Source organism: Pseudomonas fluorescens, from assembly GCF_000968015.1.
Taxonomy (GTDB): Bacteria; Pseudomonadota; Gammaproteobacteria; order Pseudomonadales; family Pseudomonadaceae; genus Aquipseudomonas; species Aquipseudomonas fluorescens_W.
Genome location: NZ_LACH01000012.1, coordinates 47,190 through 69,693, shown reverse-complemented (window position 1 = coordinate 69,693; position 22,504 = coordinate 47,190). Strand labels below are relative to the sequence as shown.

Sequence of the window (22,504 nt, the reverse complement as noted above, 5' to 3'; positions counted from 1 at the left end):
GGAGTCGAAGAGATGGGTCAGAAAGTACATCCCATTGGCATTCGCCTGGGAATCGTCAAGGAGCACACCTCCGTCTGGTACGCAGACGGTCGGACTTATGCGGACTATTTGTTCGCTGATCTGAAGGTGCGCGAGTATCTCCAAGACAAACTAAAAAGCGCGTCCGTAAGCCGTATCGATATCCATCGTCCGGCTCAGACTGCACGTATCACCATCCACACCGCTCGTCCAGGTATCGTTATCGGGAAGAAAGGTGAAGATGTTGAGAAACTGCGTCAGGACCTGACCAAGCAAATGGGTGTGCCTGTGCACATCAATATCGAAGAGATCCGCAAGCCGGAGCTCGACGGTATGCTGGTTGCGCAGAGCGTAGCTCAGCAGCTGGAGCGTCGTGTAATGTTCCGTCGCGCTATGAAGCGCGCTGTACAGAACGCCATGCGCATTGGTGCCAAAGGCATCAAAATCCAAGTGAGCGGTCGTCTCGGCGGTGCTGAAATCGCACGTACTGAATGGTATCGCGAAGGTCGTGTGCCACTGCACACCCTGCGTGCCGACATCGACTATGCCAACTACGAAGCTCACACCACTTACGGTGTGATCGGTGTAAAGGTTTGGATCTTCAAAGGCGAAGTAATTGGTGGTCGCCAAGAAGAACTGAAACCACAAGCACCAGCGCCTCGTAAAAAAGCTGCTAAGTAAGGGGTACGCCAAATGTTGCAACCAAAGCGTACGAAGTTCCGCAAGCAGATGACAGGCCACAACCGTGGTCTGGCACAGCGCGGTAGCAAAGTCAGCTTCGGCGAGTTCGCGCTGAAGTCTGTAGCTCGTGGTCGTCTCACCGCTCGTCAGATCGAGTCAGCGCGTCGTGCTCTGACCCGTCACGTTAAACGTGGCGGCAAGATCTGGATCCGTGTATTCCCGGACAAGCCTATTTCCAAAAAGCCACTCGAAGTTCGGATGGGTAAAGGTAAAGGTAGTGTGGAGTACTGGGTTGCCCAGATTCAGCCAGGCAAAGTCCTGTATGAAATCGAGGGTGTTACTGAAGAGCTGGCGCGTGAGGCTTTTGCCTTGGCTGCTGCAAAGCTGCCGCTCGCCACTGCCTTCGTTAAACGGACGGTGATGTGATGAAAGCGAACGAACTTCGTGAAAAAGACGCGCCGCAGCTTAACGAGCAACTGCTCGGCCTGCTGCGCGACCAGTTCAATCTGCGCATGCAGAAAGCAACTGGCCAGTTGGGGCAGTCTCACCTGCTCCGGCAAGTTAAGCGTGACATCGCTCGCGTGAAGACTGTGCTCAAACAGCAGGCAGGTAAGTAATCATGGCTGAAGCCGAAAAAACCGTCCGTACGCTGACTGGCCGTGTTGTCAGCGACAAAATGGACAAGACCATCACCGTTCTGATCGAGCGTCGCGTTAAGCACCCGATCTACGGTAAATACGTTAAGCGTTCGACTAAGCTGCACGCGCACGACGAAACCAATCAGTGCCACATCGGCGACAAAGTCACTATTCGTGAAACTCGTCCTTTGGCCAAGACCAAGTCTTGGGCGCTGGTTGATGTTCTCGAACGCGCTGTGGAAGTCTAAGGACTAGGGGTCGGAGAAATTATATGATTCAGACTCAATCCATGCTCGATGTGGCCGATAACAGCGGCGCTCGCCGTGTTATGTGCATCAAGGTGCTGGGTGGCTCCCATCGTCGTTACGCTGGTATCGGTGACATCATCAAAGTTACCGTGAAGGAAGCAATTCCTCGCGGTAAAGTGAAAAAAGGCCAAGTGATGACTGCTGTTGTAGTCCGCACTCGTCACGGCGTACGTCGTGCTGATGGCTCCATTATCCGCTTTGATGGCAACGCTGCTGTTCTTCTGAACAACAAGCAAGAGCCGATCGGCACCCGTATCTTTGGGCCAGTGACCCGTGAACTTCGTACTGAGAAGTTCATGAAGATCGTCTCGCTCGCCCCAGAAGTGCTGTAAGGAGATCCGACATGCAAAAGATTCGTCGTGACGACGAGATCATCGTGATCGCCGGCAAAGACAAAGGTAAGCGCGGTAAGGTGCTTAAGGTTCTCGCTGACGACCGTCTGGTCGTTGGTGGTCTGAACCTGGTCAAGCGTCATACCAAGCCTAACCCGGCGTCGGGCGTACAAGGCGGTATCGTCGAGAAAGAAGCGCCACTGCACGCTTCCAACGTTGCCATTTTCAACGGCGAAACCAACAAGGCTGATCGCGTTGGTTTCAAAGTAGAAGACGGTAAGAAAATTCGTGTCTTCAAGTCGACCCAAAAAGCGGTTGATGCTTGAACACTGCTAGGTAGAAGACCATGGCACGACTAAAAGAGATTTACTGGAAGGAAATCGCACCGAAGCTTAAGGAAGAACTTAAGCTTTCGAACGTGATGGAAGTTCCACGCGTTACCAAAATCACCCTGAACATGGGTCTGGGCGAAGCGGTCGGTGACAAAAAAGTCATCGAGCACGCTGTTGCCGATCTGGAAAAGATCACCGGTCAGAAAGTCGTTGTGACTTACGCTCGGAAATCCATCGCTGGCTTTAAAGTCCGTGAAGGTTGGCCGATCGGCGTCAAAGTGACTCTGCGCCGTGAGCGTATGTACGAATTCCTGGATCGTCTGCTGTCGATCTCCCTGCCTCGGGTCCGCGACTTCCGCGGCCTGAATGCCAAGTCCTTCGATGGTCGTGGTAACTACAGCATGGGCGTTAAAGAGCAGATCATCTTCCCGGAAATCGACTACGACAAGATCGATGCTCTCCGCGGTCTGGACATTACCCTGACCACCACTGCCAAGAACGATGATGAAGGTCGCGCGCTGCTGCGTGCTTTCAAATTCCCGTTCCGCAACTGATTGGAGTAGGAAAATGGCCAAGATGAGCATGAAAAACCGCGAGCTGAAGCGTCAGCTCACGGTTGCCAAGTACGCCAAAAAGCGTGCAGCACTGAAAGCAATCATCGTTGATCTGAACGCAAGTCCAGAAGCGCGTTGGGAAGCTACAGTAGCTCTGCAGAAGCAGCCACGTGACGCAAGCGCTTCGCGCATGCGTAACCGCTGCCGCCTGACCGGTCGTCCACACGGCGTTTACCGCAAGTTCGGCCTCGGCCGTAACAAACTGCGTGAAGCTGCAATGCGTGGTGACGTACCTGGTCTGGTTAAAGCCAGCTGGTAAGCACTATCAAAGTCTTGGTGGTCCGGATCGCAAGATCCTGACCACCGGTGACCTTGAACTTGAATCAAGCCCCTATTGGGGCTTGATTCATTTGTGGGGTGTGTCTAGAATACCCGGCTCGCCTGAGCCCGTGCTTTTTTCGCATGGATGAGCTCGGCGACAAGTAGTAGCCGCAAGGCTAATTTTTTTGTATTAGGAGCGTCTAGCCCATGAGTATGCAGGACCCGTTAGCGGACATGCTAACTCGAATCCGTAATGCCCAGATGGCTGAAAAGTCCGTCGTAAGCATGCCATCTTCTACTTTGAAGGTAGCTGTTGCCAAAGTCCTGAAGGACGAAGGTTACATTGCGGGTTATCAGATCAGCAGCGAAATCAAACCACTGCTGTCCATCGAGCTGAAGTACTTCGAAGGCCGTCCGGTTATCGAAGAAGTGAAGCGCGTTAGCCGTCCAGGCCTGCGTCAGTACAAGTCCGTCGATGATCTGCCAAAAGTTCGTGGCGGTCTCGGTGTGTCTATCGTCTCCACCAACAAAGGTGTGATGACGGATCGTGCTGCGCGCGCTGCCGGTGTCGGCGGCGAAGTTCTTTGCACTGTGTTCTAAGGGGGGATAAGCATGTCACGCGTCGCTAAGAACCCCGTTAAGCTGCCAGCCGGTGTCGAAGTCAAATTCGCAGGCCAACAGCTTTCGGTGAAGGGTGCCAAGGGCACTCTCGAACTGAACATCCATTCGTCCGTTGAGATCGTTGAAGAAGCTGGTGAGCTGCGTTTCGCTGCTCGCAATGGCGATCAACAAACTCGCGCAATGGCTGGTACCACTCGTGCGTTGGTAAACAACATGGTCCAAGGCGTAAGCCAAGGCTTCGAGCGCAAGCTCCAGCTGGTCGGTGTTGGTTACAAAGCGCAAGCAAAAGGCACAGTGCTGAACCTGGCTCTTGGCTTCTCGCACCCAGTGGATTATGAACTGCCGGAAGGCATCACCGCTGAGACTCCTAGCCAGACCGACATCCTGATCCGGGGTATCGATAAGCAGCTGGTAGGTCAAGTGGCCGCCGAGATCCGCGACTTCCGTCCACCAGAGCCGTACAAAGGCAAAGGTGTGCGCTACGCGGACGAAGTCGTCCGTCGTAAAGAAGCCAAGAAGAAGTAGGGCATAGCAAATGACCGACAAAAAAGTTACTCGACTGCGTCGCGCTCGCAAAGCACGCCTGAAAATGCACGAACTCGAAGTCGTGCGTCTCTGCGTGTTCCGCTCGTCGCAGCACATCTACGCCCAGGTCATTTCGGCCGACGGCAACAAAGTCCTGGCATCTGCCTCGACTTTGGATAAAGAACTGCGTGATGGCGCCACTGGCAACATCGACGCGGCCACTAAGGTTGGCCAGCTGGTCGCTACGCGTGCTAAAGCCGCTGGCGTCTCGCAGGTGGCTTTCGACCGCTCTGGCTTCAAGTACCATGGCCGCGTCAAGGCGCTGGCTGATGCTGCTCGTGAAGCTGGGCTGGAGTTCTAAGTTATGTCAAATAACGACCAAAAGCGCGACGAAGGCTACATTGAGAAGCTGGTTCAAGTTAACCGCGTAGCCAAAACCGTTAAAGGCGGCCGTATCTTCACTTTCACCGCGTTGACCGTGGTGGGTGATGGTAAAGGGCGTGTTGGCTTCGGCCGTGGCAAGTCGCGTGAAGTGCCTGCTGCGATCCAGAAGGCAATGGAAGCTGCTCGCCGCAACATGATCCAAGTTGATCTGAACGGCACCACTCTGCAGTACGCAATGAAGTCCGGTCACGGCGCTTCGAAGGTGTACATGCAGCCTGCTTCTGAAGGTACCGGTATCATCGCTGGCGGCGCTATGCGTGCTGTTCTCGAAGTTGCTGGCGTTCAGAACGTTCTGGCCAAGTGCTACGGCTCGACTAACCCGGTAAACGTGGTTCACGCCACTTTCAAAGGTTTGAAAGCTATGCAGTCTCCTGAATCCATTGCCGCCAAGCGTGGCAAAAGCGTCAAGGAGATCTTCTGATCATGGCTACCGTTAAAGTTACGCTGATCAAAAGCATGACCGGCCGCATCCCTAACCACAAACTGTGCGTTAAGGGTCTGGGTCTGCGTCGCATCGGTCACACTGTAGAAGTACTTGATACTCCCGAGAATCGCGGGATGATCAACAAGGCTTACTACATGCTGCGTGTCGAGGGTTAATCGATGAAACTCAATGATCTGAGTCCAGCGCCGGGTTCCCGTCGCGAAAAGCATCGTCCGGGCCGTGGTATCGGTAGTGGTTTGGGCAAGACAGGTGGCCGTGGCCACAAAGGTCAGTCCTCCCGCTCCGGTGGCACCATTGCTCCAGGCTTTGAAGGCGGTCAACAGCCGCTGCATCGTCGCCTGCCGAAGTTCGGTTTCGTTTCCCTGAAAGCCATGGATCGCGCAGAAGTGCGTCTGTCCGAGCTGGCTAAAGTGGAAGGCGACATCGTCACCGTGCAGTCCCTGAAAGATGCCAACGTGATCAACGTCAACGTACAGCGTGTGAAAATCATGCTGTCCGGCGAAGTTACTCGCGCTGTCACCATCGGAAAGGGAATCGGCGCCACCAAAGGTGCGCGTGCGGCTATCGAAGCAGCTGGCGGCAAGTTCGAGGAATAAATGGCTAAGCAAGGTGCTCTCTCTGCGCTCGGCAAAGGCGGTATGTCTGAACTCTGGGCTCGTCTGCGTTTTCTGTTCCTGGCGATTATCGTCTACCGAATAGGCGCACACATCCCGGTTCCAGGTATCAACCCGGACCGACTCGCGGACCTGTTTCGACAGAATGAGGGGACCATTCTTAGCTTGTTCAACATGTTTTCCGGCGGCGCGCTGGAACGGATGAGCATCTTTGCACTGGGGATCATGCCGTACATTTCGGCATCGATCATCATGCAACTGATGACCGCCGTCAGCCCGCAGCTGGAGCAGTTGAAGAAGGAAGGTGAAGCTGGCCGTCGCAAGATCAGCCAGTACACCCGCTACGGCACTGTCGTCCTCGCTCTCGTTCAGGCAATTGGCATGTCCATTGGTCTGGCGGGGCAGGGCGTTGCGTTCACTGGTGACTTTGGCTTCCATTTCGTCGCGGTATCCACTTTTGTGGCTGGTGCGATGTTCATGATGTGGCTGGGTGAGCAGATTACTGAGCGTGGTGTTGGCAACGGTATCTCGATGTTGATTTTTTCGGGTATCGTCGCCGGTCTTCCGAGAGCGATCGGGCAGTCTTTCGAGTCTGCGCGTCAGGGTGATATCAACATCTTCGCCCTGGTTGCCATCGGTTTGCTGGCAGTAGCGATTATCGGTTTCGTGGTGTTCATTGAGCGTGGTCAGCGTCGTATTGCTGTTCACTACGCCAAGCGTCAGCAGGGCCGCAAGGTCTTCGCTGCGCAGACTAGCCACTTGCCGCTGAAGGTGAACATGGCCGGTGTTATTCCGGCCATTTTCGCGAGCAGCATTTTGCTGTTCCCGGCTTCGTTGGGTGCCTGGTTCGGCCAGTCTGAAGGTTTGGGCTGGTTGCAGGACATCTCGCAGTCGATCGCTCCTGGTCAGCCGTTGAATATTCTGCTGTTTAGTGCAGGGATTATTTTCTTCTGCTTCTTCTATACGGCGTTGATGTTCAATCCGAAAGACGTAGCGGAAAACCTGAAGAAGTCCGGTGCCTTTATTCCGGGCATCCGTCCAGGTGAGCAGTCTGCGCGCTACATTGATGGCGTTCTGACTCGCTTGACCATGTTCGGTGCTCTTTACATGACGGCCGTGTGCCTGCTGCCCCAGTTCCTGGTGGTTGCAGCAAACGTACCGTTCTACCTTGGCGGGACCTCGTTGCTGATCGTCGTCGTGGTTGTGATGGACTTCATGTCCCAAGTACAATCGCACCTCGTTTCGCACCAGTACGAATCCCTGATGAAGAAAGCCAACCTGAAGGGTTACGGCAGCGGCATGTTGCGCTGAGTACCCATAAGGTTCGAGGAGTTGGTGATGAAAGTTCGTGCATCGGTGAAAAAGCTGTGCCGTAACTGCAAGATTATTCGCCGCGAAGGTGTTGTTCGAGTAATTTGCAGCGCGGAACCGCGTCACAAACAGCGCCAAGGCTGAGTGTGATTGTGCTTCAAGCCCGGCAGCTAGTGCGCTGCCGGGTTGATTATTTGTTATTACAGCGATATTATCTCGCGCCCTATTTCTTGGCTTCCGGGGCGTAGGTAGCTGTCAATTGGAGTCCCACTGAATGGCCCGTATTGCAGGCGTTAACATTCCAGATAACAAGCATACTGTTATCTCGCTGACCTACATCTATGGTGTTGGTCGCACTACTGCACAGAAGATCTGTGCAGTGACTGGGGTAAACCCAGCCGCAAAGATCAAAGATCTGAGCGACGAGCAGATTGAACAGCTGCGTGGCGAAGTGGCGAAGTTCACCACTGAAGGTGACCTGCGTCGCGAAATCAACATGAAAATCAAGCGTTTGATGGACCTCGGTTGCTATCGCGGTCTGCGTCATCGTCGTGGTCTTCCAGTGCGCGGTCAGCGTACCAAGACTAACGCGCGTACCCGTAAAGGTCCGCGTAAGCCGATCCGCAAGTAATCGCCCCAGCGAATCGACAGGAAATTAATCATGGCTAAACCTGCTGCTCGTCCTCGTAAAAAAGTTAAAAAGACAGTGGTTGATGGCATCGCCCACATCCATGCATCTTTTAACAACACAATCGTGACCATCACCGACCGTCAAGGCAACGCTCTTTCCTGGGCTACCTCCGGTGGTTCGGGTTTCCGCGGTTCCCGCAAGTCCACCCCGTTTGCTGCTCAAGTAGCTGCTGAACGTGCTGGTCAAGCTGCGCTGGAATACGGCCTGAAAAACCTCGACGTTAACGTCAAAGGTCCAGGTCCAGGTCGTGAATCTGCAGTCCGCGCTTTGAACGGCTGTGGCTACAAGATCGCCAGCATCACCGACGTGACGCCAATCCCGCACAACGGGTGCCGTCCGCCGAAGAAGCGCCGCGTGTAATCCAGGAGATTGTAAAGAATGGCTCGTTACATTGGTCCAAAATGCAAACTCGCTCGTCGCGAAGGCACCGATCTCTTCTTGAAGAGCGGCGTGCGCGCGATCGAATCGAAGTGCAACATTGAAGCAGCACCTGGTATCCACGGCCAACGCCGCGGTCGCCAGTCCGATTACGGCACCCAACTGCGTGAAAAGCAGAAGGTCCGTCGTATCTACGGCGTTCTCGAGCGTCAATTCAGCGGCTACTACAAAGAAGCTGCTGGCAAGAAAGGCGCAACTGGCGAAAACCTGTTGCAACTGCTCGAATGCCGTCTGGACAACGTTGTATACCGTATGGGTTTTGGCTCTACTCGTGCCGAATCCCGTCAGCTGGTATCGCACAAATCCGTAAGCGTTAACGGTCAGACCGTAAACGTGCCGTCGTACCAGGTTCGTGCTGGTGACGTGGTCGCGATTCGCGAGAAAGCAAAGAACCAACTTCGCATTGTCCAAGCTCTCGATCTGTGTGCCCAACGTGGCCGCGTAGAATGGGTAGAAGTAGACACTGAGAAGAAGTCGGGCGTTTTCAAGAACGTTCCTGCTCGCAGTGATCTGTCCGCCGACATCAACGAAAGCCTGATTGTCGAGCTCTACTCCAAGTAAGGGCTAGAAAATAGGTGCATCCATGCAGATTTCGGTAAATGAGTTCCTGACACCCCGCCATATTGATGTGCAGGTTGTCAGTCCAACCCGCGCCAAGATCACTCTCGAGCCTCTCGAGCGTGGTTTCGGCCACACCCTGGGCAACGCGCTGCGCCGCATCCTGTTGTCCTCAATGCCCGGCTGCGCAGTAGTCGAGGCCGAGATTGACGGTGTGCTCCATGAGTACAGCGCCATCGAAGGTGTACAGGAAGACGTAATTGAAATCCTGTTGAACCTTAAAGGTCTGGCTATCAAGCTGCACGGCCGTGACGAAGTTACGCTGACCTTGTCGAAGAAGGGTTCGGGGGTGGTTACCGCTGCCGATATTCAGCTGGATCATGATGTCGAGATCGTTAACCCCGATCACGTAATCGCTAACCTGGCGTCTAACGGCGCCCTGAACATGAAGCTCACCGTAGCTCGTGGTCGTGGTTATGAACCGGCAGACTCGCGTCAGAGCGATGAAGACGAAAGCCGCAGCATCGGTCGCTTGCAGCTTGACTCTTCGTTCAGCCCGGTTCGCCGTATCGCATACGTGGTGGAAAACGCCCGTGTCGAACAGCGTACTAACCTGGACAAGCTGGTTATTGATCTGGAAACCAACGGTACTCTGGATCCGGAAGAGGCAATTCGCCGCGCTGCAACCATTCTGCAACAGCAGTTGGCTGCGTTCGTCGACCTCAAAGGTGACAGTGAGCCAGTGGTTGTCGAGCAGGAAGACGAGATCGATCCGATCCTGCTTCGCCCGGTTGACGATCTGGAACTGACTGTACGTTCGGCTAACTGCCTTAAGGCGGAAAACATCTACTACATCGGTGACCTGATTCAGCGCACCGAAGTAGAGCTGTTGAAGACTCCGAACCTTGGCAAGAAATCCTTGACTGAAATCAAGGACGTTCTGGCCTCCCGCGGTCTGTCCCTCGGCATGCGCCTCGACAACTGGCCGCCTGCAAGTCTTAAGAAGGACGACAAGGCGACTGCCTGATCGTCGTAATCACCGAACGTTGTGTTTGGTAAGGAATGAACCATGCGTCATCGTAAAAGTGGTCGTCACCTGAGCCGCACTAGCTCGCACCGCAAGGCCATGTTTCAAAACATGGCAGTGTCGCTGTTCGAGCACGAGCTGATCAAAACTACACTGCCGAAAGCTAAAGAACTGCGTCGCGTTGCTGAGCCGCTGATCACTTTGGCCAAGACAGACAGCCTGGCTAACCGCCGTCTGGCTTTCGACCGTACTCGTTCGAAAGCTATCGTTGGTAAGCTCTTCAACGACCTGGGCAAGCGTTATGCTACCCGTGAGGGTGGCTACCTGCGCATCCTCAAGTGCGGTTTCCGCACTGGCGACAACGCGCCTATGGCGTACGTCGAGTTGGTTGATCGTCCTGCCGGTGGTGAAGCTGTATCCGCTGAGTAAGACGTCAGTCTGAAACGAAGAACCGGGCCTAGTGCCCGGTTTTTTGTGCGCGCTCGAAAAGTATCGAGTGGCCTAGGAGATACAGTCTCATTAGTATTTATCTATCGATTCTCACAATTTAATGAATTTGATGGTGTCATGTTGATGGTCAATACTCCCTCTCAGCCGATTAGCCGGCAGTAGGAAAGACAGACAGAGGAAGAGATCGCATGAGCCAAAATAAAACACTTACCACCGCCAGTGGCGCTCCTGTCGCTGATAACCAGAATTCCCGCTCCGCCGGCCCTCGTGGCCCGCTGCTGCTCGACGACTTTCACCTGATCGAGAAGCTTGCCCACTTCAACCGTGAGAACATCCCTGAGCGCCGTGTACACGCCAAAGGTTCGGGTGCTTACGGTACGTTCACAGTAACTCGGGACATCACCGAGTACACAAGCGCCAAACTGTTTGAGTCTGTGGGCAAGCAAACCCCAACCTTCCTGCGGTTTTCCACCGTGGGCGGTGAGCGTGGTTCGGCCGACACTGAGCGCGATCCACGTGGTTTCGCCCTGAAGTTCTACACCGAAGAAGGCAACTGGGACATCGTCGGCAACAACACGCCAGTGTTCTTCATCCGTGATCCTTTGAAATTCCCGGACTTTATTCACACCCAAAAACGTCTTCCGCAAAGCAATCTGAAAAGCGCGCAAATGATGTGGGACTTCTGGTCGCACTCACCTGAGGCGTTGCACCAGGTCACCATTCTGTTTTCGGACCGCGGCATTCCCGATGGCTACCGCCACATGCACGGCTTCGGCAGCCACACCTACAGTTTGATCAACGCCAATGGCGAACGTCACTGGGTGAAGTGGCACTACAAGACCAAGCAAGGGATTAAAAACCTGGCGCCAGCAGAAGCGGCACGCTTGGCCGGTACCGATCCAGATTACGCACAGCGTGATCTGTTCGGCGCGATCGAGCGCGGTGACTTTCCGAAATGGCGCGTGTGTATCCAGATCATGACTGAGGCTCAGGCCGCAGAGCACTACGAGAACCCGTTCGACGTGACCAAGACCTGGTCGCAGAAAGAGTTTCCGCTGATCGAAGTGGGCGAATTGGAACTCAACCGCAACCCGCAGAACTATTTTGCTGAAGTCGAGCAAGCGGCGTTCGGGCCAAGCAACATGGTTCCGGGTGTCGGCTTGTCGCCTGACCGCATGCTGCAAGGGCGAGTGTTCGCTTACGCCGATGCTCACCGCTACCGTGTTGGCACTAACCATCAGCAATTGCCGGTGAACGCGCCTCGCAGTCCGGTGAACAGCTATCAGCGCGACGGTTCGATGGCGTTTGGCAACAATGGCGGTGCGACACCTAACTACGAGCCGAACAGCTACGTCGAATCACCGAAACAAGCACCTCGCTATGCAGAGCCAGCGCTGGCGCTGGCGCTGAGTGGTGCGGCTGATCGTTACGATCATCGCGAAGATACTGACTACTACAGCCATGCGGGTGCGCTGTTCCGTCTGATGAGTGATGAGCAGAAAGCCCTGCTGGTCAAAAACATTGCCGGTGCAATGTCCGGGGTTTCCAGCGATGTAGTTGACCGTCAATTGCAGCATTTCTACAAAGCTGATCCGGCGTATGGAGAAGCAATCGCAAAGCTGCTCAACGTACAGCTTAACGAAGTCTAAATGAGAAGCAGAACCGCCCTCGATTGGGCGGTTTTTGCGTTATTTAAACCACTTTTCTCAGAATATCTTCGCTTTTATCGCGCAAGCAGAGTGACCAAACAGTCTGCTTGGTTCAAACTACAGACTTTCAAGCAGGGAGATGTAGGGCGATGCAAGGCCACCCAGACGTAATCGATTACCTCAACACGTTGCTGACCGGCGAACTGGCGGCGCGTGATCAATATTTCGTCCATTCGCGGATGTATGAGGACTGGGGTTTCACCAAGCTCTACGAACGTATCAACCACGAGATGGAAGAAGAGGCTGGGCACGCCGATGCCCTGATGCGCCGAATTCTGATGCTCGAAGGCACGCCGCGTATGCGTCCGGACGACCTGGATGTCGGCACCACTGTGCCGGACATGCTCGCCGCTGACCTGCGACTGGAATACAAAGTCCGCGCTGCGCTCTGCAAGGGCATCAAGCTCTGCGAGCAGCACAAGGACTATGTCAGCCGCGAGATGCTGCGGGTTCAATTGCATGACACCGAAGAAGACCACACTTACTGGCTCGAAAAGCAGATGGGCCTGATCAAGTTGATCGGTCTGGAAAATTATCTGCAATCGCACGCCTGATTGCACCGGATACAAAAAAGCCCCTGTCACCGAGAAAGTGACAGGGGCTTTTTCATGGCCGTGATTCAGGCCTTGTCGCGTGCCAACAGCGGCTTGAGGTAGAAGCCGGTGTGAGATTGCTTCATCTCGGACACTTCTTCCGGTGTACCGACGGCAATGATCTGCCCACCCTTGGAGCCGCCCTCTGGTCCAAGGTCCACCAGCCAGTCAGCGGTCTTGATCACGTCCAGGTTGTGCTCGATCACCACCACAGTGTTGCCGTGGTCGCGCAATCGATGCAAAACGTCGAGCAGCTGCTGAATATCCGCGAAGTGCAGGCCAGTTGTCGGCTCATCGAGGATATACAGCGTCTTGCCGGTATCGCGCTTGGACAATTCGCGGGACAGCTTCACCCGTTGGGCTTCACCACCCGACAGCGTGGTCGCTGACTGCCCGAGCTTGATGTACGACAGGCCGACATCCATCAGTGTCTGGAGCTTGCGCGCCAGGGCCGGAACGGCGTCGAAGAACACTCGCGCTTCCTCGATCGTCATCTCGAGGGTTTCGTGGATGCTCTTGCCCTTGTACTTGATCTCGAGGGTTTCGCGGTTGTAGCGCTTGCTCTTGCAGACGTCGCACGGGACATAGATGTCCGGCAGGAAGTGCATTTCTACCTTGATCAGGCCATCGCCCTGACAGGCCTCGCAACGTCCGCCCTTCACGTTGAAGGAGAAGCGTCCAGGACCATAACCGCGGGAGCGGGACTCCGGCACACCAGCGAACAGTTCGCGAATCGGTGTGAACAACCCGGTGTAGGTCGCCGGGTTGGAGCGCGGCGTTCGGCCGATCGGGCTCTGGTCGATGTCGACAACCTTATCCAGATGCTCCAGACCTTTGATGCTGTCGTGGGCGGCCGCTTCGAGCGTTGTTGCACCGTTCAATGCCGTAGCGCTAAGCGGGAACAGGGTGTTGTTGATCAGCGTCGACTTGCCCGAGCCGGACACGCCGGTTACGCAGGTCAGCAGGCCGATTGGAATGTCCAGGTCGACATCGCGCAAGTTGTTGCCGCGAGCGCCCTTGAGGGACAGCGACAACTTCTTGTTACGCGGCGTGCGTTTGGCCGGTACTGCAATTTTTACCCGGCCCGACAAGTACTTTCCGGTCAACGAATCTGGGTGAGCCATGACCTCGGCCGGCGTACCTTCGGCGACGATATGCCCGCCGTGTACACCTGCGCCCGGACCGATATCCACCACGTAGTCGGCCAGGCGAATCGCATCTTCGTCGTGCTCGACCACGATCACCGTGTTGCCGATGTCACGCAGGTGCTTGAGCGTACCGAGCAGCCGATCGTTGTCTCGCTGGTGCAGGCCAATCGACGGTTCGTCGAGAATGTACAGAACGCCCACCAGGCCTGCGCCGATCTGGCTGGCCAGACGGATACGCTGCGCTTCACCACCGGACAACGTGTCGGCACTGCGATCCAGCGACAAATAGTCCAGGCCAACGTTGACCAGGAACTGCAGCCGCTCGCGAATCTCCTTGAGAATCTTGTCAGCAATTTCGCCACGGCGGCCGGTGAGTTTCAGTACGCCGAAATATTCACAGGCATCGCCAATCGGTAGATTGGTCACCGCCGGCAGCGTCTTCTCGCCAACCCACACATGCCGCGCCTCACGACGCAGGCGAGTACCACGGCAATCAGGGCAAGGCTGGGTGCTGAGGAACTTGGCCAGCTCTTCACGCACCGAAGCCGACTCGGTTTCACGGTAGCGACGGTCCAGATTCGGCACGATGCCTTCGAACGGGTGCGAACGTTTGACGATGTCGCCGCGGTCGTTCAGGTATTTGAAGTCGACGTTCTGAGAACCGCTGCCGTGCAGGATGAACTTCTGCTGATCGGCCGTCAGTTCGTTGAACGGCACTTCCAGGCTGAACTTGTAGTGCGAGGCCAGTGACCCGAGCATCTGGAAGTAATAGACGTTACGCCGGTCCCAGCCACGAATCGCGCCTTCCGCGAGCGTCAGTTCGCCATTGACCAATCGCTTGATGTCGAAGAACTGCTTAACACCCAGGCCATCGCAAGTCGGGCAAGCGCCGGCCGGGTTGTTGAAGGAGAACAGCTTGGGCTCCAGCTCGCTGATGGCATGGCCGCAGATCGGGCAGGCGAAGCGCGCGGAGAAGATGATTTCTTCGCCGGGCTCGTCGTCCATCGGCGCGACCAGGGCGATGCCGTCCGCGAGCTTCAAAGCGGTCTCGAACGATTCGGCCAAGCGCTGTTGCAGGTCGGCGCGCACCTTGAAGCGATCGACCACCACATCGATCGAGTGCTTCTTCTGCTTGTCCAGCTTCGGCAATTCGTCCAGCTCGCAGAGCCGTCCGTTGACCCGGGCTCGAACAAAGCCTTGGGCGCGCAGTTCTTCGAAGACCGAAAGGTGTTCGCCTTTACGCTCGCGAATCACCGGGGCCAGCAGCATCAGCTTGCTGCCCTCCGGCTGGGCGAGGACCAGGTCGACCATCTGGCTGACGGTCTGGGCTTCCAGCGGAATGTCGTGATCCGGGCAGCGCGGAATACCCACGCGAGCGTAAAGCAGGCGCAGGTAATCGTAGATTTCGGTGATGGTGCCGACCGTCGAACGCGGGTTGTGCGAGGTCGATTTCTGCTCGATGGAAATGGCTGGCGACAAACCTTCGATGGTGTCGACGTCAGGCTTTTCCATCATCGACAAAAATTGCCGAGCGTAGGCCGATAGCGATTCGACGTAGCGGCGCTGGCCTTCGGCGTACAGCGTGTCGAATGCCAGGGATGATTTTCCGGAGCCGGACAGGCCGGTGATGACGATCAGTTTGTCCCTGGGCAGGGTCAGGTCGATGTTCTTCAGGTTGTGGGTTCGGGCCCCACGAATCAGGATCTTGTCCAAAGTGGCCTCGCTCGGCGGGCGTCGAAAACGTAGGAGTATACGGCCAAATACTGGATGGATGCACACTATCGAATGAGCGGGTTGCAGCCTTACATGAAGAGTCTGTCAGCAGAGCGCGTCAAAGCGTCGCGATATACCCCGTCAATCGATGGGACTGGTAGAATCGCCGCCGGTTCACATGAGGTTTTTCCATGCACGATCCCCACAGCGAACGCATGAGTGGCAGCGAGACCCGCGCAGCAAGCGGTCTGGCCCTGGTGTTCGCCTTCCGTATGCTTGGTATGTTCATGGTGTTGCCGGTACTGGCGACCTATGGGATGGATCTGGCAGGAGCGACCCCGGCCCTTATCGGGCTGGCGATTGGCGCTTACGGCCTGACCCAGGCGATCTTCCAAATTCCTTTCGGTTTCATTTCCGATCGCATCGGCCGTCGTCCGGTGATTTACCTGGGGCTGATCGTCTTTGCCCTCGGTAGCGTGCTGGCGGCCAATGCCGATTCGATCTGGGGCGTGATCGCCGGACGAATCCTGCAAGGCGCCGGGGCGATTTCCGCGGCGGTGATGGCGTTGCTGTCAGACCTGACCCGCGAACAGCATCGGACCAAAGCCATGGCCATGATCGGCATGACGATCGGTCTGTCGTTCGCTGTCGCCATGGTTGTAGGACCATTGCTGACCCGCGCCTTTGGCCTGTCCGGGTTGTTCCTCGCCACGGGTGGCATGGCGTTGTTCGGCATCGTGATCGTGATGTTCATGGTGCCGCGCTCAACCGGGCCGTTGCAGCACCGCGAGTCCGGTGTTGCGCGCCAGGCGCTGATACCGACGCTCAAGCATCCAGACCTGCTGCGTCTGGACCTGGGCATTTTTGTGTTGCACGCGATGTTGATGTCGAGCTTCGTTGCATTGCCTTTGGCACTGGTTGAAAAAGCCGGGTTGCCTAAAGAGCAGCACTGGTGGGTCTATCTCACCGCACTGCTGATTTCCTTCTTCGCCATGATCCCGTTCATCATTTATGGCGAGAAGAAACGCAAAATGAAACGAGTTTTATTGGGCGCAGTGCTGACGCTGATGCTCACTGAGCTATTCTTCTGGCAGTTCGGCGATAGCCTGCGCGCTCTGGTGATCGGTACGGTGGTGTTCTTCACCGCGTTCAATCTGCTGGAAGCTTCGTTGCCATCGCTGATCAGCAAGGTTTCACCAGCAGGCGGCAAAGGCACGGCGATGGGGGTTTATTCCACCAGTCAGTTCCTCGGTTCGGCACTGGGCGGGATCCTCGGCGGCTGGTTGTTCCAGCATGGCGGTCTGTCGGTTGTATTCCTTGGATGCGCCGGCCTGGCTGCCCTCTGGCTGGCCTTTGCTGTTACCATGCGCGAACCACCTTATGTCACGAGCCTGCGCTTGCCGTTGTCGCCCGAGGCGATCCGCGAAGCGGGTCTGGTTGAGCGCCTGAAGGCCGTCGTAGGGGTAACAGATGCGGTGATCGTTGCTGATGAAGCGGCGATTTACATCAAATTGGACACAGAACTATTGGATCGCACGACCCTTGAGCGCCTGGTGAACAACCCGGCCGAGGCAGCGTGCGTAGCCTAGGAGAACGTTATGGCCCGTGGGGTTAACAAAGTCATATTGGTCGGCACTTGCGGCCAGGATCCCGAAGTTCGCTACTTGCCTAACGGTAACGCCGTGACCAACCTGAGTCTGGCGACCAGCGAACAGTGGACCGACAAGCAAACCGGTCAGAAGGTCGAGAAGACCGAATGGCACCGTGTGTCGATGTTCGGCAAAGTTGCCGAGATTGCCGGCGAGTACCTTCGTAAAGGTTCGCAAGTCTACATCGAAGGCAAGCTGCAGACCCGCGAGTGGGAAAAAGACGGTATCAAGCGTTACACCACTGAAATCGTGGTCGACATGCAAGGCACCATGCAGCTGCTGGGCGGCCGTCCACAGCAGGGCGACCAACAAGGCGGGGGCAATAACTACCAGCAGTCCGCCCCGGCCCCACGCCAACAGGCTCCGCGTCCACAGCAGTCGGCAGCACCGCAACAGTCGCGTCAGGCTCCGGCTCCACAGCAAGCCGCTCCACAGCCGGCTCCGGATTTCGACAGCTTTGATGACGATATCCCGTTCTAGCAGTCACCTTAGACTTTTTTGTAAAGTTTAGGCTCAAGACCCCCGCATCGCGGGGGTTTTGTCGTTTTAGGGCTGTAAAAAATTTCTTGACCGATTTTTAGTAGTCTCCTACCTTGAATTTACGTAAGGATTTCGAGGTGGACATGCAGCTATCGATTCGACGGTTTACAGGAAGTAGAGGGGAGCGGTTCGCCGTGCTGGTGGATGAGTCGGGCATGCCGTTGTTCTACCCGACGCTGTTCGTGACAGCGGAGCTGCGAGGGGCAGGCCTCGCCATTAACACGATCATCAACTCCCTAACCGCGATCAAAGCCCTTTACGCATGGCAGGACTATTACTGTATTGAGCTGGAGTCGCGCTTTGAGCGCAGCGAGCTGCTGTTGACTCACGAAATTCATTCCCTTCGCGACTTCATGCAGATTCCCCTCGTGCCGGCACAGCAGCTTGCAACCAACGTGCGAGCGATCAAGCAAGAAGTGCGAGTGGTGGGGTCAGACAGTCAGTACCTACGGCTATCCGTTATCGCGCAATATCTGCAATTCCTGGCCAATAGGCTTCACCCACGAACTCAGGTGAGCAGCGATGCCATCGACGAAATGGTTCGTCTGATCAAGGAAAATAGGCCTAAAAAGGACACTAGATCTCTAACCGATCGCGAAGATAACTATCTCAGTGTGGAAGTGCTGGAGGCTATTACTGAGGCACTTGAGCCTGGATCTGAAAAAAATCCTGTTGCTGATTTCGCAGTACAGGTTCGTAACGCACTGATGTTCATTATCTTGCAGGCAACTGGAATGCGGCGCGGGGAACTGCTGAATTTGCGAGTCGAAGATTTTTCGTTCAGCAAACGAACCGTAAAAGTGGTCAGGCGACCGGACTCGCGATTCGATTCTCGCAAATATCAACCTCTCGCCAAGACGTTGGGGCGAGAGATACCTCTTAGTGGTGACATTATTGATGCTGTTGAAGCCTATATTGGAAAACACCGCGCTAGAGTTCCAAAGGCTAACAAGCATGGTTATCTATTTGTAACGCATAAATCCGGGCCGTTTGAGGGGCAACCGTTGTCGAACTCGGGCTTTGGCAAGTTTTTGTCGCAGCTTGCGTCATCCGCATCCGAATTCAAAGGCGTTCATGCTCACGCTCTAAGGCATCACTGGAATTACGACTTCTCTAAAATCATGGACGAAAAGGGTGTGCCGCCGGAGAAAGAGCAACAGATGCGCGCCAAGTTACTTGGCTGGAGCCAGACGTCTAAAATGCCAGCATTATACAACCGCAGGCACATCAAAGAGCAGGCTGGTATTGCGGCTCTTGCGATGCAAGAAAAAATCCTTGGTAAGAATAAATCGAAGCGTGAGGGGGATGTATGAGGGTCAGTATCGAAAGTCTATTGCGCTCCGATAGTTTTTTATCAAGGGATGGTCGAGAATTCTCACTTGACGCCGAACGCTGGAAGCTGAGCAAGGATGTCGATATCCCTATAGTTGCTATTTCAGATTATCTGGATGCGGATACATACAATTCATTGAAAAATGTTTTGGCGTTTTATTCGAAAACGTCTTCCGCCAAGCATGTATATAACTTGTTCTATCGCTGCAAGGATTATTTGGATGCCACGAAGGGTCAGCCGCCCTTCAGTGTGGTGTCGTTGATCTCTTATCGTTCATCGTTAGATAAACACACCGAATGGTATATGGGCACTCTTAGGGGCTTGATTCGTCAGTGGGCGCAGCTGGGGTATCCTGGAATTCCAAAGGATTCATTGGCCTTGCTCGATAAATGGACGATTAAAGGAAACGAAAAAGGTTATGCCGTTCAATCCATGTGTCCAGAGGCAGGGCCACTGACTGATATTGAAATGTCGGCGGTTACTGAAAGTGTTTTGGCCGCTTTTGGTAATGGCGATCTCGCGTTGAGTGATACTTGCGTGATCATGACGCTCGCGATGACAGGGCGACGCCCAGGCCAGCTCGCTGCGCTTAAAGTCAAAGATCTGCTTCCCCAAGACGGTAAGTATTATATTAATTTTCCAAGGGCCAAGCAGCGTCACGAGGGCTGGAGAAGGTCTTTTAAAAAGTTTTCCGTAGTAGAAGACCTGTGGCTGTTGCTGCAACAGCAAGCTGAGTTCACAGTAGAAGAGTTTTCTGTGCGGATGGGGCAGGGACTTGATCGTGGCATTATGGGTGAACTTCCTCTGTTTGCCGAGCTAAAGCATTTTCGGTCGGATATTCCGCTGTCAGATCAGTTGGAGTATGACATGCTGCATATGCCCACAAACCGGGTTAATGAAGCATTGGCTAGAGTTGCATTGACCATAAGTGTTATTAGTGAGCGGACTGGGTTTCCTATCCATCTTAACCCTACGCGGTTTCGATACACCTTGGGAACTAACCTTGGTCGAGAGGGCCTCGGCGAGTACGTAATCGCCGAGGCTCTGGATCACTCCGATACTCAGAATGTGGGCGTATACGTCAAAAATATCCCTGAGATAGTGGAGCGAATTGACAAGGCGGTAGCGTTGCAACTGGGCCCTATTGCGCAACAGTTTCAGGGCGTACTCATTACCAGTGAGAGCCAAGCGCGCAGAGCGGGAGATCCCAGCAGCAGGATCTGTGGCCGCTCAGGGAATGTTGGCAGCTGCGGTAGCTATGGCTTTTGCAGTGCACTGGCGCCAATTGCTTGCTACACCTGCATGCATTTCCAACCCTGGTTGGACGGCCCGCATGAAGCTGTGCTTGAACAGCTCATTAGCGATCGCGACAGCGTATACGAGAATACCGGTGATCTGAAAATTGCCTCCGTTAATGATCGTCTGATTTTGGCGGTTAGTGATGTAGTTTGTCGTTGCAAAGCTGCCAAGGCCGGAGAAGCTTATGTCTAATGTCATTCTATTCGTTCCTCAACACCAGCTGAATTGCAGAAAAAATCTTATTGATTTTGTCGATATGTGTAGAAATCAATTAACAGTTTTTGGTGCCAACTTGAATTGGGGTCAAGATGCTTGGCCCGGCGTCGGAAATTTTACAAAAAAAGATGTGCCATCGCGCGGCTACAAACCTGAGCATTTGCTTGATTCATCCATTATGGATTTTGCCAAAGCATATGTTCGGTATCAGCAAGGCCATAGTCCAAAAAAGCTGAAGAACGAATTCAAAGCTATTCGCTGTATTGAGCAGGCATTACTAAATAAAAAAGGATATGCAGATATTACCCTGGTGGACATTGATGTTATGGACGCTGCGGGTGAGGTAGCTAAGACCTACAAGGCCACTGCCTATCAAGCGGGCTTAAGTTTGGTACATTTGGTCGAGTTCTTGAACGAAAGCCAAATAATTGCTAATCCAATCAGTTGGCGCAATCCATTTTCAAAGGAAATGGAGATTCACAGCACTTCTGAAGAAGGAAGGCAAAGGCGCGATGAGAAAATGCCTCCGCCCGGTGCCATGGAAGCAATGGCAGAGATGTTTTATAACGATTTGCAAGATCCTAAGGATAGATTCACAACCGCGATTTTTGCATTGTGTCTGTGCGCTCCTTCTAGAATCTCTGAAGTGCAAGATTTACCGCTGAACTGCTTGCATTATGAAAATGACAGTAAAGGTCAACCAAGAGTTGGTCTAAGGTTCTATGCTGGCAAAGGATACGAATCAGATATCAAATGGTTGCCGACTGTTATGGTTGGTGTGGCGGAAGAGGCGGTTCGTCGACTGAAAGAGTTGTCGGCACCGGGGAGAGCATTGGCACAGTGGTACAAGGAAAATCCGGATAAATTTTACCGACACGCCGACTGCCCTAAGGTGCCCGATGATCAACCACTTAGTACCCTGCAGATTTGCGAAGCGCTGGGTGTTAAAGGGGGAGCTCGCCCGGATAATGCCGTTCGCAGCTTATTGGGGAGTTATGAGCCTTATAAAGCGCTGAAATCTAGAAAGGGTCAAATCACTCTTGATTTCTTGAACGAGTTTTGCAAAAGCAAGCTTCCTGCTGACTGGCCTTGGAAGAATAAGGAGCGACATATTGAGTATGTCAATGCGTTGTGCTGTTTCCGACAACATGAGCTCAGGCTGGATTTGAGTACCAGTCCTGTAGTTGTCTGGACGCCGGGCAAGAGCCTCTTCAGCACAGATATCAACTACATCGATGGCCAGGAACGCAGTATTTGGGAGCGCTACGGGTATAAGGATGTAGATGGGTCACCAATGCACATGGTTTCGCATCAGATTCGACACTATTTGAATACGCTGGCTAATCGCGGCGGTTTAGGACAACTGGACATTGCAAAGTGGTCGGGGCGTAAAAATATTCACCAAAACGCCACGTACAATCATATGCACGATGATGAATACGTTGAAATGGCTCGCGAGGCTGGAGTCGGTGGTGCCTTGGGTAAGGTAAGAACTAACGCTCCGGTGACCTATGCAGACCTGGAGGAGATTGGTGAAGGTATCGCCCATGTCACCGACTACGGGTTTTGCGTGCATAGCTTTGCAATGGTGCCATGCCAGAAACACCGTGATTGCCTCAACTGCACCGAGCAAGTCTGTGTAAAAGGTGAGTCTGTGAAACTGGAAAGACTCAAGGCGCACCGGGATGGCATCCAGATGCAGCTGGCGAAGTCTCAGAATGCAGAAGAGCAGGGCGTATATGGGGCTGACAGGTGGACTCAGCATCAACTCAAAACGCTTGAACGAGCGAACCAGTTGATCCAGATTTTGGAGTCCCCGGACGTGCCAGACGGGACGATCGTCCGCCTCTCAAGCGACCAGGAGTTCAGTCCGTTAAAGCGTGCCATTGCTGCGCGGTCTACCACTAAAAAGCTCGCTGCTCCGACCCCACCAGCTCAAAGCGATGAAGGTGATGAGCTTGATATGGATGAGCTTCGCGAATTGATGGGCATTTGA

Annotated in this window: 29 protein-coding genes; 28 read left to right on the top strand and 1 reads right to left on the bottom strand. The window is 54.4% G+C overall.

From position 1 onward, the window contains the following. Positions 1-12 precede the first annotated feature (12 nt). The 23 genes from rpsC (at position 13) to bfr (ending at position 12,571) form a co-directional block, all read left to right on the top strand. Positions 13-699: a 30S ribosomal protein S3 gene (gene rpsC, locus VD17_RS07045; RefSeq protein ID WP_003176422.1), complete on the top strand. Its 687-nt coding sequence runs from the start codon at positions 13-15 to the stop codon at positions 697-699. A gap of 12 nt (positions 700-711) precedes the next feature. After that, on the top strand, positions 712-1,125 hold the full coding sequence (rplP, locus tag VD17_RS07040; RefSeq protein ID WP_008145497.1) for a 50S ribosomal protein L16: 414 nt from the start codon (positions 712-714) through the stop codon (positions 1,123-1,125). Beyond that, positions 1,125-1,316 carry a 50S ribosomal protein L29 gene (rpmC, locus tag VD17_RS07035; RefSeq protein ID WP_008030901.1) on the top strand — a complete coding sequence of 64 codons (192 nt, stop codon included), beginning with the start codon at positions 1,125-1,127 and terminating at the stop codon, positions 1,314-1,316. The genes rplP and rpmC overlap by 1 nt, the downstream gene beginning before the upstream one ends. Positions 1,317-1,318: 2 nt before the next feature. Beyond that, positions 1,319-1,585: a 30S ribosomal protein S17 gene (rpsQ, locus tag VD17_RS07030; protein WP_003176419.1), complete on the top strand. Its 267-nt coding sequence runs from the start codon at positions 1,319-1,321 to the stop codon at positions 1,583-1,585. A 23-nt stretch (positions 1,586-1,608) separates the two neighbouring features. Next, positions 1,609-1,977: a 50S ribosomal protein L14 gene (gene rplN / locus VD17_RS07025; protein WP_002555479.1), complete on the top strand. Its 369-nt coding sequence runs from the start codon at positions 1,609-1,611 to the stop codon at positions 1,975-1,977. 11 nt (positions 1,978-1,988) lie between these two features. Continuing rightward, positions 1,989-2,303 (top strand): 50S ribosomal protein L24, encoded by a 315-nt coding sequence (rplX, locus tag VD17_RS07020; RefSeq protein ID WP_033059465.1) that lies wholly within the window; start codon positions 1,989-1,991, stop codon positions 2,301-2,303. A 20-nt stretch (positions 2,304-2,323) separates the two neighbouring features. Then, positions 2,324-2,863 carry a 50S ribosomal protein L5 gene (gene rplE, locus VD17_RS07015; protein WP_003176415.1) on the top strand — a complete coding sequence of 180 codons (540 nt, stop codon included), beginning with the start codon at positions 2,324-2,326 and terminating at the stop codon, positions 2,861-2,863. A gap of 13 nt (positions 2,864-2,876) precedes the next feature. Continuing rightward, positions 2,877-3,182 carry a 30S ribosomal protein S14 gene (gene rpsN / locus VD17_RS07010; RefSeq protein WP_003176414.1) on the top strand — a complete coding sequence of 102 codons (306 nt, stop codon included), beginning with the start codon at positions 2,877-2,879 and terminating at the stop codon, positions 3,180-3,182. Positions 3,183-3,391: 209 nt separating this feature from the next. Next, positions 3,392-3,784, top strand: coding sequence for a 30S ribosomal protein S8 (rpsH, locus tag VD17_RS07005; RefSeq protein WP_003186040.1), 393 nt, complete (start codon positions 3,392-3,394; stop codon positions 3,782-3,784). Positions 3,785-3,796: 12 nt separating this feature from the next. Continuing rightward, positions 3,797-4,330: a 50S ribosomal protein L6 gene (gene rplF / locus VD17_RS07000; protein ID WP_007896774.1), complete on the top strand. Its 534-nt coding sequence runs from the start codon at positions 3,797-3,799 to the stop codon at positions 4,328-4,330. 10 nt (positions 4,331-4,340) lie between these two features. Then, complete coding sequence (gene rplR, locus VD17_RS06995) at positions 4,341-4,691, top strand: 50S ribosomal protein L18 (RefSeq protein ID WP_003186037.1); 351 nt, start codon at positions 4,341-4,343, stop codon at positions 4,689-4,691. A 3-nt stretch (positions 4,692-4,694) separates the two neighbouring features. Continuing rightward, positions 4,695-5,195 carry a 30S ribosomal protein S5 gene (gene rpsE / locus VD17_RS06990; protein WP_007943782.1) on the top strand — a complete coding sequence of 167 codons (501 nt, stop codon included), beginning with the start codon at positions 4,695-4,697 and terminating at the stop codon, positions 5,193-5,195. Positions 5,196-5,197: 2 nt separating this feature from the next. Then, positions 5,198-5,374 carry a 50S ribosomal protein L30 gene (gene rpmD, locus VD17_RS06985; RefSeq protein ID WP_003186033.1) on the top strand — a complete coding sequence of 59 codons (177 nt, stop codon included), beginning with the start codon at positions 5,198-5,200 and terminating at the stop codon, positions 5,372-5,374. 3 nt (positions 5,375-5,377) lie between these two features. Continuing rightward, the gene (gene rplO, locus VD17_RS06980) at positions 5,378-5,815 is read left to right on the top strand and encodes a 50S ribosomal protein L15 (RefSeq protein WP_007896782.1); all 438 of its coding nucleotides are present in this window, start codon (positions 5,378-5,380) and stop codon (positions 5,813-5,815) included. Further along, entirely contained in the window at positions 5,816-7,144 is a 1,329-nt protein-coding gene (gene secY, locus VD17_RS06975; RefSeq protein WP_007966172.1) for a preprotein translocase subunit SecY, read from the top strand. Positions 7,145-7,171: 27 nt separating this feature from the next. Beyond that, positions 7,172-7,288: a 50S ribosomal protein L36 gene (gene rpmJ, locus VD17_RS06970; protein ID WP_002555468.1), complete on the top strand. Its 117-nt coding sequence runs from the start codon at positions 7,172-7,174 to the stop codon at positions 7,286-7,288. A gap of 130 nt (positions 7,289-7,418) precedes the next feature. Next, a complete protein-coding gene (gene rpsM / locus VD17_RS06965) occupies positions 7,419-7,775 on the top strand; it encodes a 30S ribosomal protein S13 (RefSeq protein WP_003186020.1) in 357 nt (118 codons plus the stop codon). Between the two features lie 30 nt (positions 7,776-7,805). Then, the gene (gene rpsK / locus VD17_RS06960) at positions 7,806-8,195 is read left to right on the top strand and encodes a 30S ribosomal protein S11 (protein ID WP_002555466.1); all 390 of its coding nucleotides are present in this window, start codon (positions 7,806-7,808) and stop codon (positions 8,193-8,195) included. Between the two features lie 18 nt (positions 8,196-8,213). Beyond that, complete coding sequence (gene rpsD, locus VD17_RS06955) at positions 8,214-8,834, top strand: 30S ribosomal protein S4 (protein WP_003210056.1); 621 nt, start codon at positions 8,214-8,216, stop codon at positions 8,832-8,834. Positions 8,835-8,856: 22 nt separating this feature from the next. Further along, positions 8,857-9,858: a DNA-directed RNA polymerase subunit alpha gene (locus VD17_RS06950; RefSeq protein WP_003186012.1), complete on the top strand. Its 1,002-nt coding sequence runs from the start codon at positions 8,857-8,859 to the stop codon at positions 9,856-9,858. 42 nt (positions 9,859-9,900) lie between these two features. Then, positions 9,901-10,287 carry a 50S ribosomal protein L17 gene (gene rplQ / locus VD17_RS06945; RefSeq protein WP_008145500.1) on the top strand — a complete coding sequence of 129 codons (387 nt, stop codon included), beginning with the start codon at positions 9,901-9,903 and terminating at the stop codon, positions 10,285-10,287. 209 nt (positions 10,288-10,496) lie between these two features. Continuing rightward, entirely contained in the window at positions 10,497-11,957 is a 1,461-nt protein-coding gene (locus VD17_RS06940; RefSeq protein WP_046053255.1) for a catalase, read from the top strand. 149 nt (positions 11,958-12,106) lie between these two features. After that, positions 12,107-12,571: a bacterioferritin gene (gene bfr / locus VD17_RS06935; RefSeq protein WP_007943775.1), complete on the top strand. Its 465-nt coding sequence runs from the start codon at positions 12,107-12,109 to the stop codon at positions 12,569-12,571. A gap of 65 nt (positions 12,572-12,636) precedes the next feature. Here the strand turns inward: bfr and uvrA are convergent, their stop codons facing one another. After that, a complete protein-coding gene (uvrA, locus tag VD17_RS06930) occupies positions 12,637-15,471 on the bottom strand; it encodes an excinuclease ABC subunit UvrA (protein ID WP_033059462.1) in 2,835 nt (944 codons plus the stop codon). Between the two features lie 191 nt (positions 15,472-15,662). On the opposite strand from uvrA, the gene VD17_RS06925 reads away from it, so the two are divergent. From VD17_RS06925 to VD17_RS06905, 5 genes are all read left to right on the top strand, one after another. After that, the gene (locus VD17_RS06925; protein WP_046053254.1) at positions 15,663-17,060 is read left to right on the top strand and encodes an MFS transporter; all 1,398 of its coding nucleotides are present in this window, start codon (positions 15,663-15,665) and stop codon (positions 17,058-17,060) included. A 9-nt stretch (positions 17,061-17,069) separates the two neighbouring features. Beyond that, the gene (locus VD17_RS06920) at positions 17,070-17,600 is read left to right on the top strand and encodes a single-stranded DNA-binding protein (RefSeq protein WP_008145505.1); all 531 of its coding nucleotides are present in this window, start codon (positions 17,070-17,072) and stop codon (positions 17,598-17,600) included. 143 nt (positions 17,601-17,743) lie between these two features. Then, positions 17,744-18,973, top strand: coding sequence for a tyrosine-type recombinase/integrase (locus VD17_RS06915; RefSeq protein WP_046053262.1), 1,230 nt, complete (start codon positions 17,744-17,746; stop codon positions 18,971-18,973). Then, complete coding sequence (locus VD17_RS06910; protein WP_046053253.1) at positions 18,970-20,484, top strand: site-specific integrase; 1,515 nt, start codon at positions 18,970-18,972, stop codon at positions 20,482-20,484. Before VD17_RS06915 ends, VD17_RS06910 begins: the two co-directional genes overlap by 4 nt. Further along, entirely contained in the window at positions 20,477-22,504 is a 2,028-nt protein-coding gene (locus VD17_RS06905; RefSeq protein ID WP_046053252.1) for an integrase, read from the top strand. The genes VD17_RS06910 and VD17_RS06905 overlap by 8 nt, the downstream gene beginning before the upstream one ends.

Bases quoted from the DNA above. Each gene is read 5' to 3' on its own strand.
- VD17_RS06910 (WP_046053253.1), top strand. From the start codon at position 18,970: ATGAGGGTCAGTATCGAAAGTCTATTGCGCTCCGATAGTTTTTTATCA.
- rpsN (WP_003176414.1), top strand. From the start codon at position 2,877: ATGGCCAAGATGAGCATGAAAAACCGCGAGCTGAAGCGTCAGCTCACG.
- rpsK (WP_002555466.1), top strand. From the start codon at position 7,806: ATGGCTAAACCTGCTGCTCGTCCTCGTAAAAAAGTTAAAAAGACAGTG.
- VD17_RS06920 (WP_008145505.1), top strand. From the start codon at position 17,070: ATGGCCCGTGGGGTTAACAAAGTCATATTGGTCGGCACTTGCGGCCAG.
- rpmD (WP_003186033.1), top strand. From the start codon at position 5,198: ATGGCTACCGTTAAAGTTACGCTGATCAAAAGCATGACCGGCCGCATC.
- rpsM (WP_003186020.1), top strand. From the start codon at position 7,419: ATGGCCCGTATTGCAGGCGTTAACATTCCAGATAACAAGCATACTGTT.
- rplR (WP_003186037.1), top strand. From the start codon at position 4,341: ATGACCGACAAAAAAGTTACTCGACTGCGTCGCGCTCGCAAAGCACGC.
- rpsE (WP_007943782.1), top strand. From the start codon at position 4,695: ATGTCAAATAACGACCAAAAGCGCGACGAAGGCTACATTGAGAAGCTG.
- VD17_RS06905 (WP_046053252.1), top strand. From the start codon at position 20,477: ATGTCTAATGTCATTCTATTCGTTCCTCAACACCAGCTGAATTGCAGA.
- rpmJ (WP_002555468.1), top strand. From the start codon at position 7,172: ATGAAAGTTCGTGCATCGGTGAAAAAGCTGTGCCGTAACTGCAAGATT.
- rpsQ (WP_003176419.1), top strand. From the start codon at position 1,319: ATGGCTGAAGCCGAAAAAACCGTCCGTACGCTGACTGGCCGTGTTGTC.
- rpsC (WP_003176422.1), top strand. From the start codon at position 13: ATGGGTCAGAAAGTACATCCCATTGGCATTCGCCTGGGAATCGTCAAG.
- rplP (WP_008145497.1), top strand. From the start codon at position 712: ATGTTGCAACCAAAGCGTACGAAGTTCCGCAAGCAGATGACAGGCCAC.
- VD17_RS06925 (WP_046053254.1), top strand. From the start codon at position 15,663: ATGCACGATCCCCACAGCGAACGCATGAGTGGCAGCGAGACCCGCGCA.
- rplO (WP_007896782.1), top strand. From the start codon at position 5,378: ATGAAACTCAATGATCTGAGTCCAGCGCCGGGTTCCCGTCGCGAAAAG.
- VD17_RS06915 (WP_046053262.1), top strand. From the start codon at position 17,744: ATGCAGCTATCGATTCGACGGTTTACAGGAAGTAGAGGGGAGCGGTTC.
- VD17_RS06950 (WP_003186012.1), top strand. From the start codon at position 8,857: ATGCAGATTTCGGTAAATGAGTTCCTGACACCCCGCCATATTGATGTG.
- rplN (WP_002555479.1), top strand. From the start codon at position 1,609: ATGATTCAGACTCAATCCATGCTCGATGTGGCCGATAACAGCGGCGCT.
- rplF (WP_007896774.1), top strand. From the start codon at position 3,797: ATGTCACGCGTCGCTAAGAACCCCGTTAAGCTGCCAGCCGGTGTCGAA.
- rplQ (WP_008145500.1), top strand. From the start codon at position 9,901: ATGCGTCATCGTAAAAGTGGTCGTCACCTGAGCCGCACTAGCTCGCAC.
- rpmC (WP_008030901.1), top strand. From the start codon at position 1,125: ATGAAAGCGAACGAACTTCGTGAAAAAGACGCGCCGCAGCTTAACGAG.
- secY (WP_007966172.1), top strand. From the start codon at position 5,816: ATGGCTAAGCAAGGTGCTCTCTCTGCGCTCGGCAAAGGCGGTATGTCT.
- rplX (WP_033059465.1), top strand. From the start codon at position 1,989: ATGCAAAAGATTCGTCGTGACGACGAGATCATCGTGATCGCCGGCAAA.
- rplE (WP_003176415.1), top strand. From the start codon at position 2,324: ATGGCACGACTAAAAGAGATTTACTGGAAGGAAATCGCACCGAAGCTT.
- rpsH (WP_003186040.1), top strand. From the start codon at position 3,392: ATGAGTATGCAGGACCCGTTAGCGGACATGCTAACTCGAATCCGTAAT.
- rpsD (WP_003210056.1), top strand. From the start codon at position 8,214: ATGGCTCGTTACATTGGTCCAAAATGCAAACTCGCTCGTCGCGAAGGC.
- bfr (WP_007943775.1), top strand. From the start codon at position 12,107: ATGCAAGGCCACCCAGACGTAATCGATTACCTCAACACGTTGCTGACC.
- VD17_RS06940 (WP_046053255.1), top strand. From the start codon at position 10,497: ATGAGCCAAAATAAAACACTTACCACCGCCAGTGGCGCTCCTGTCGCT.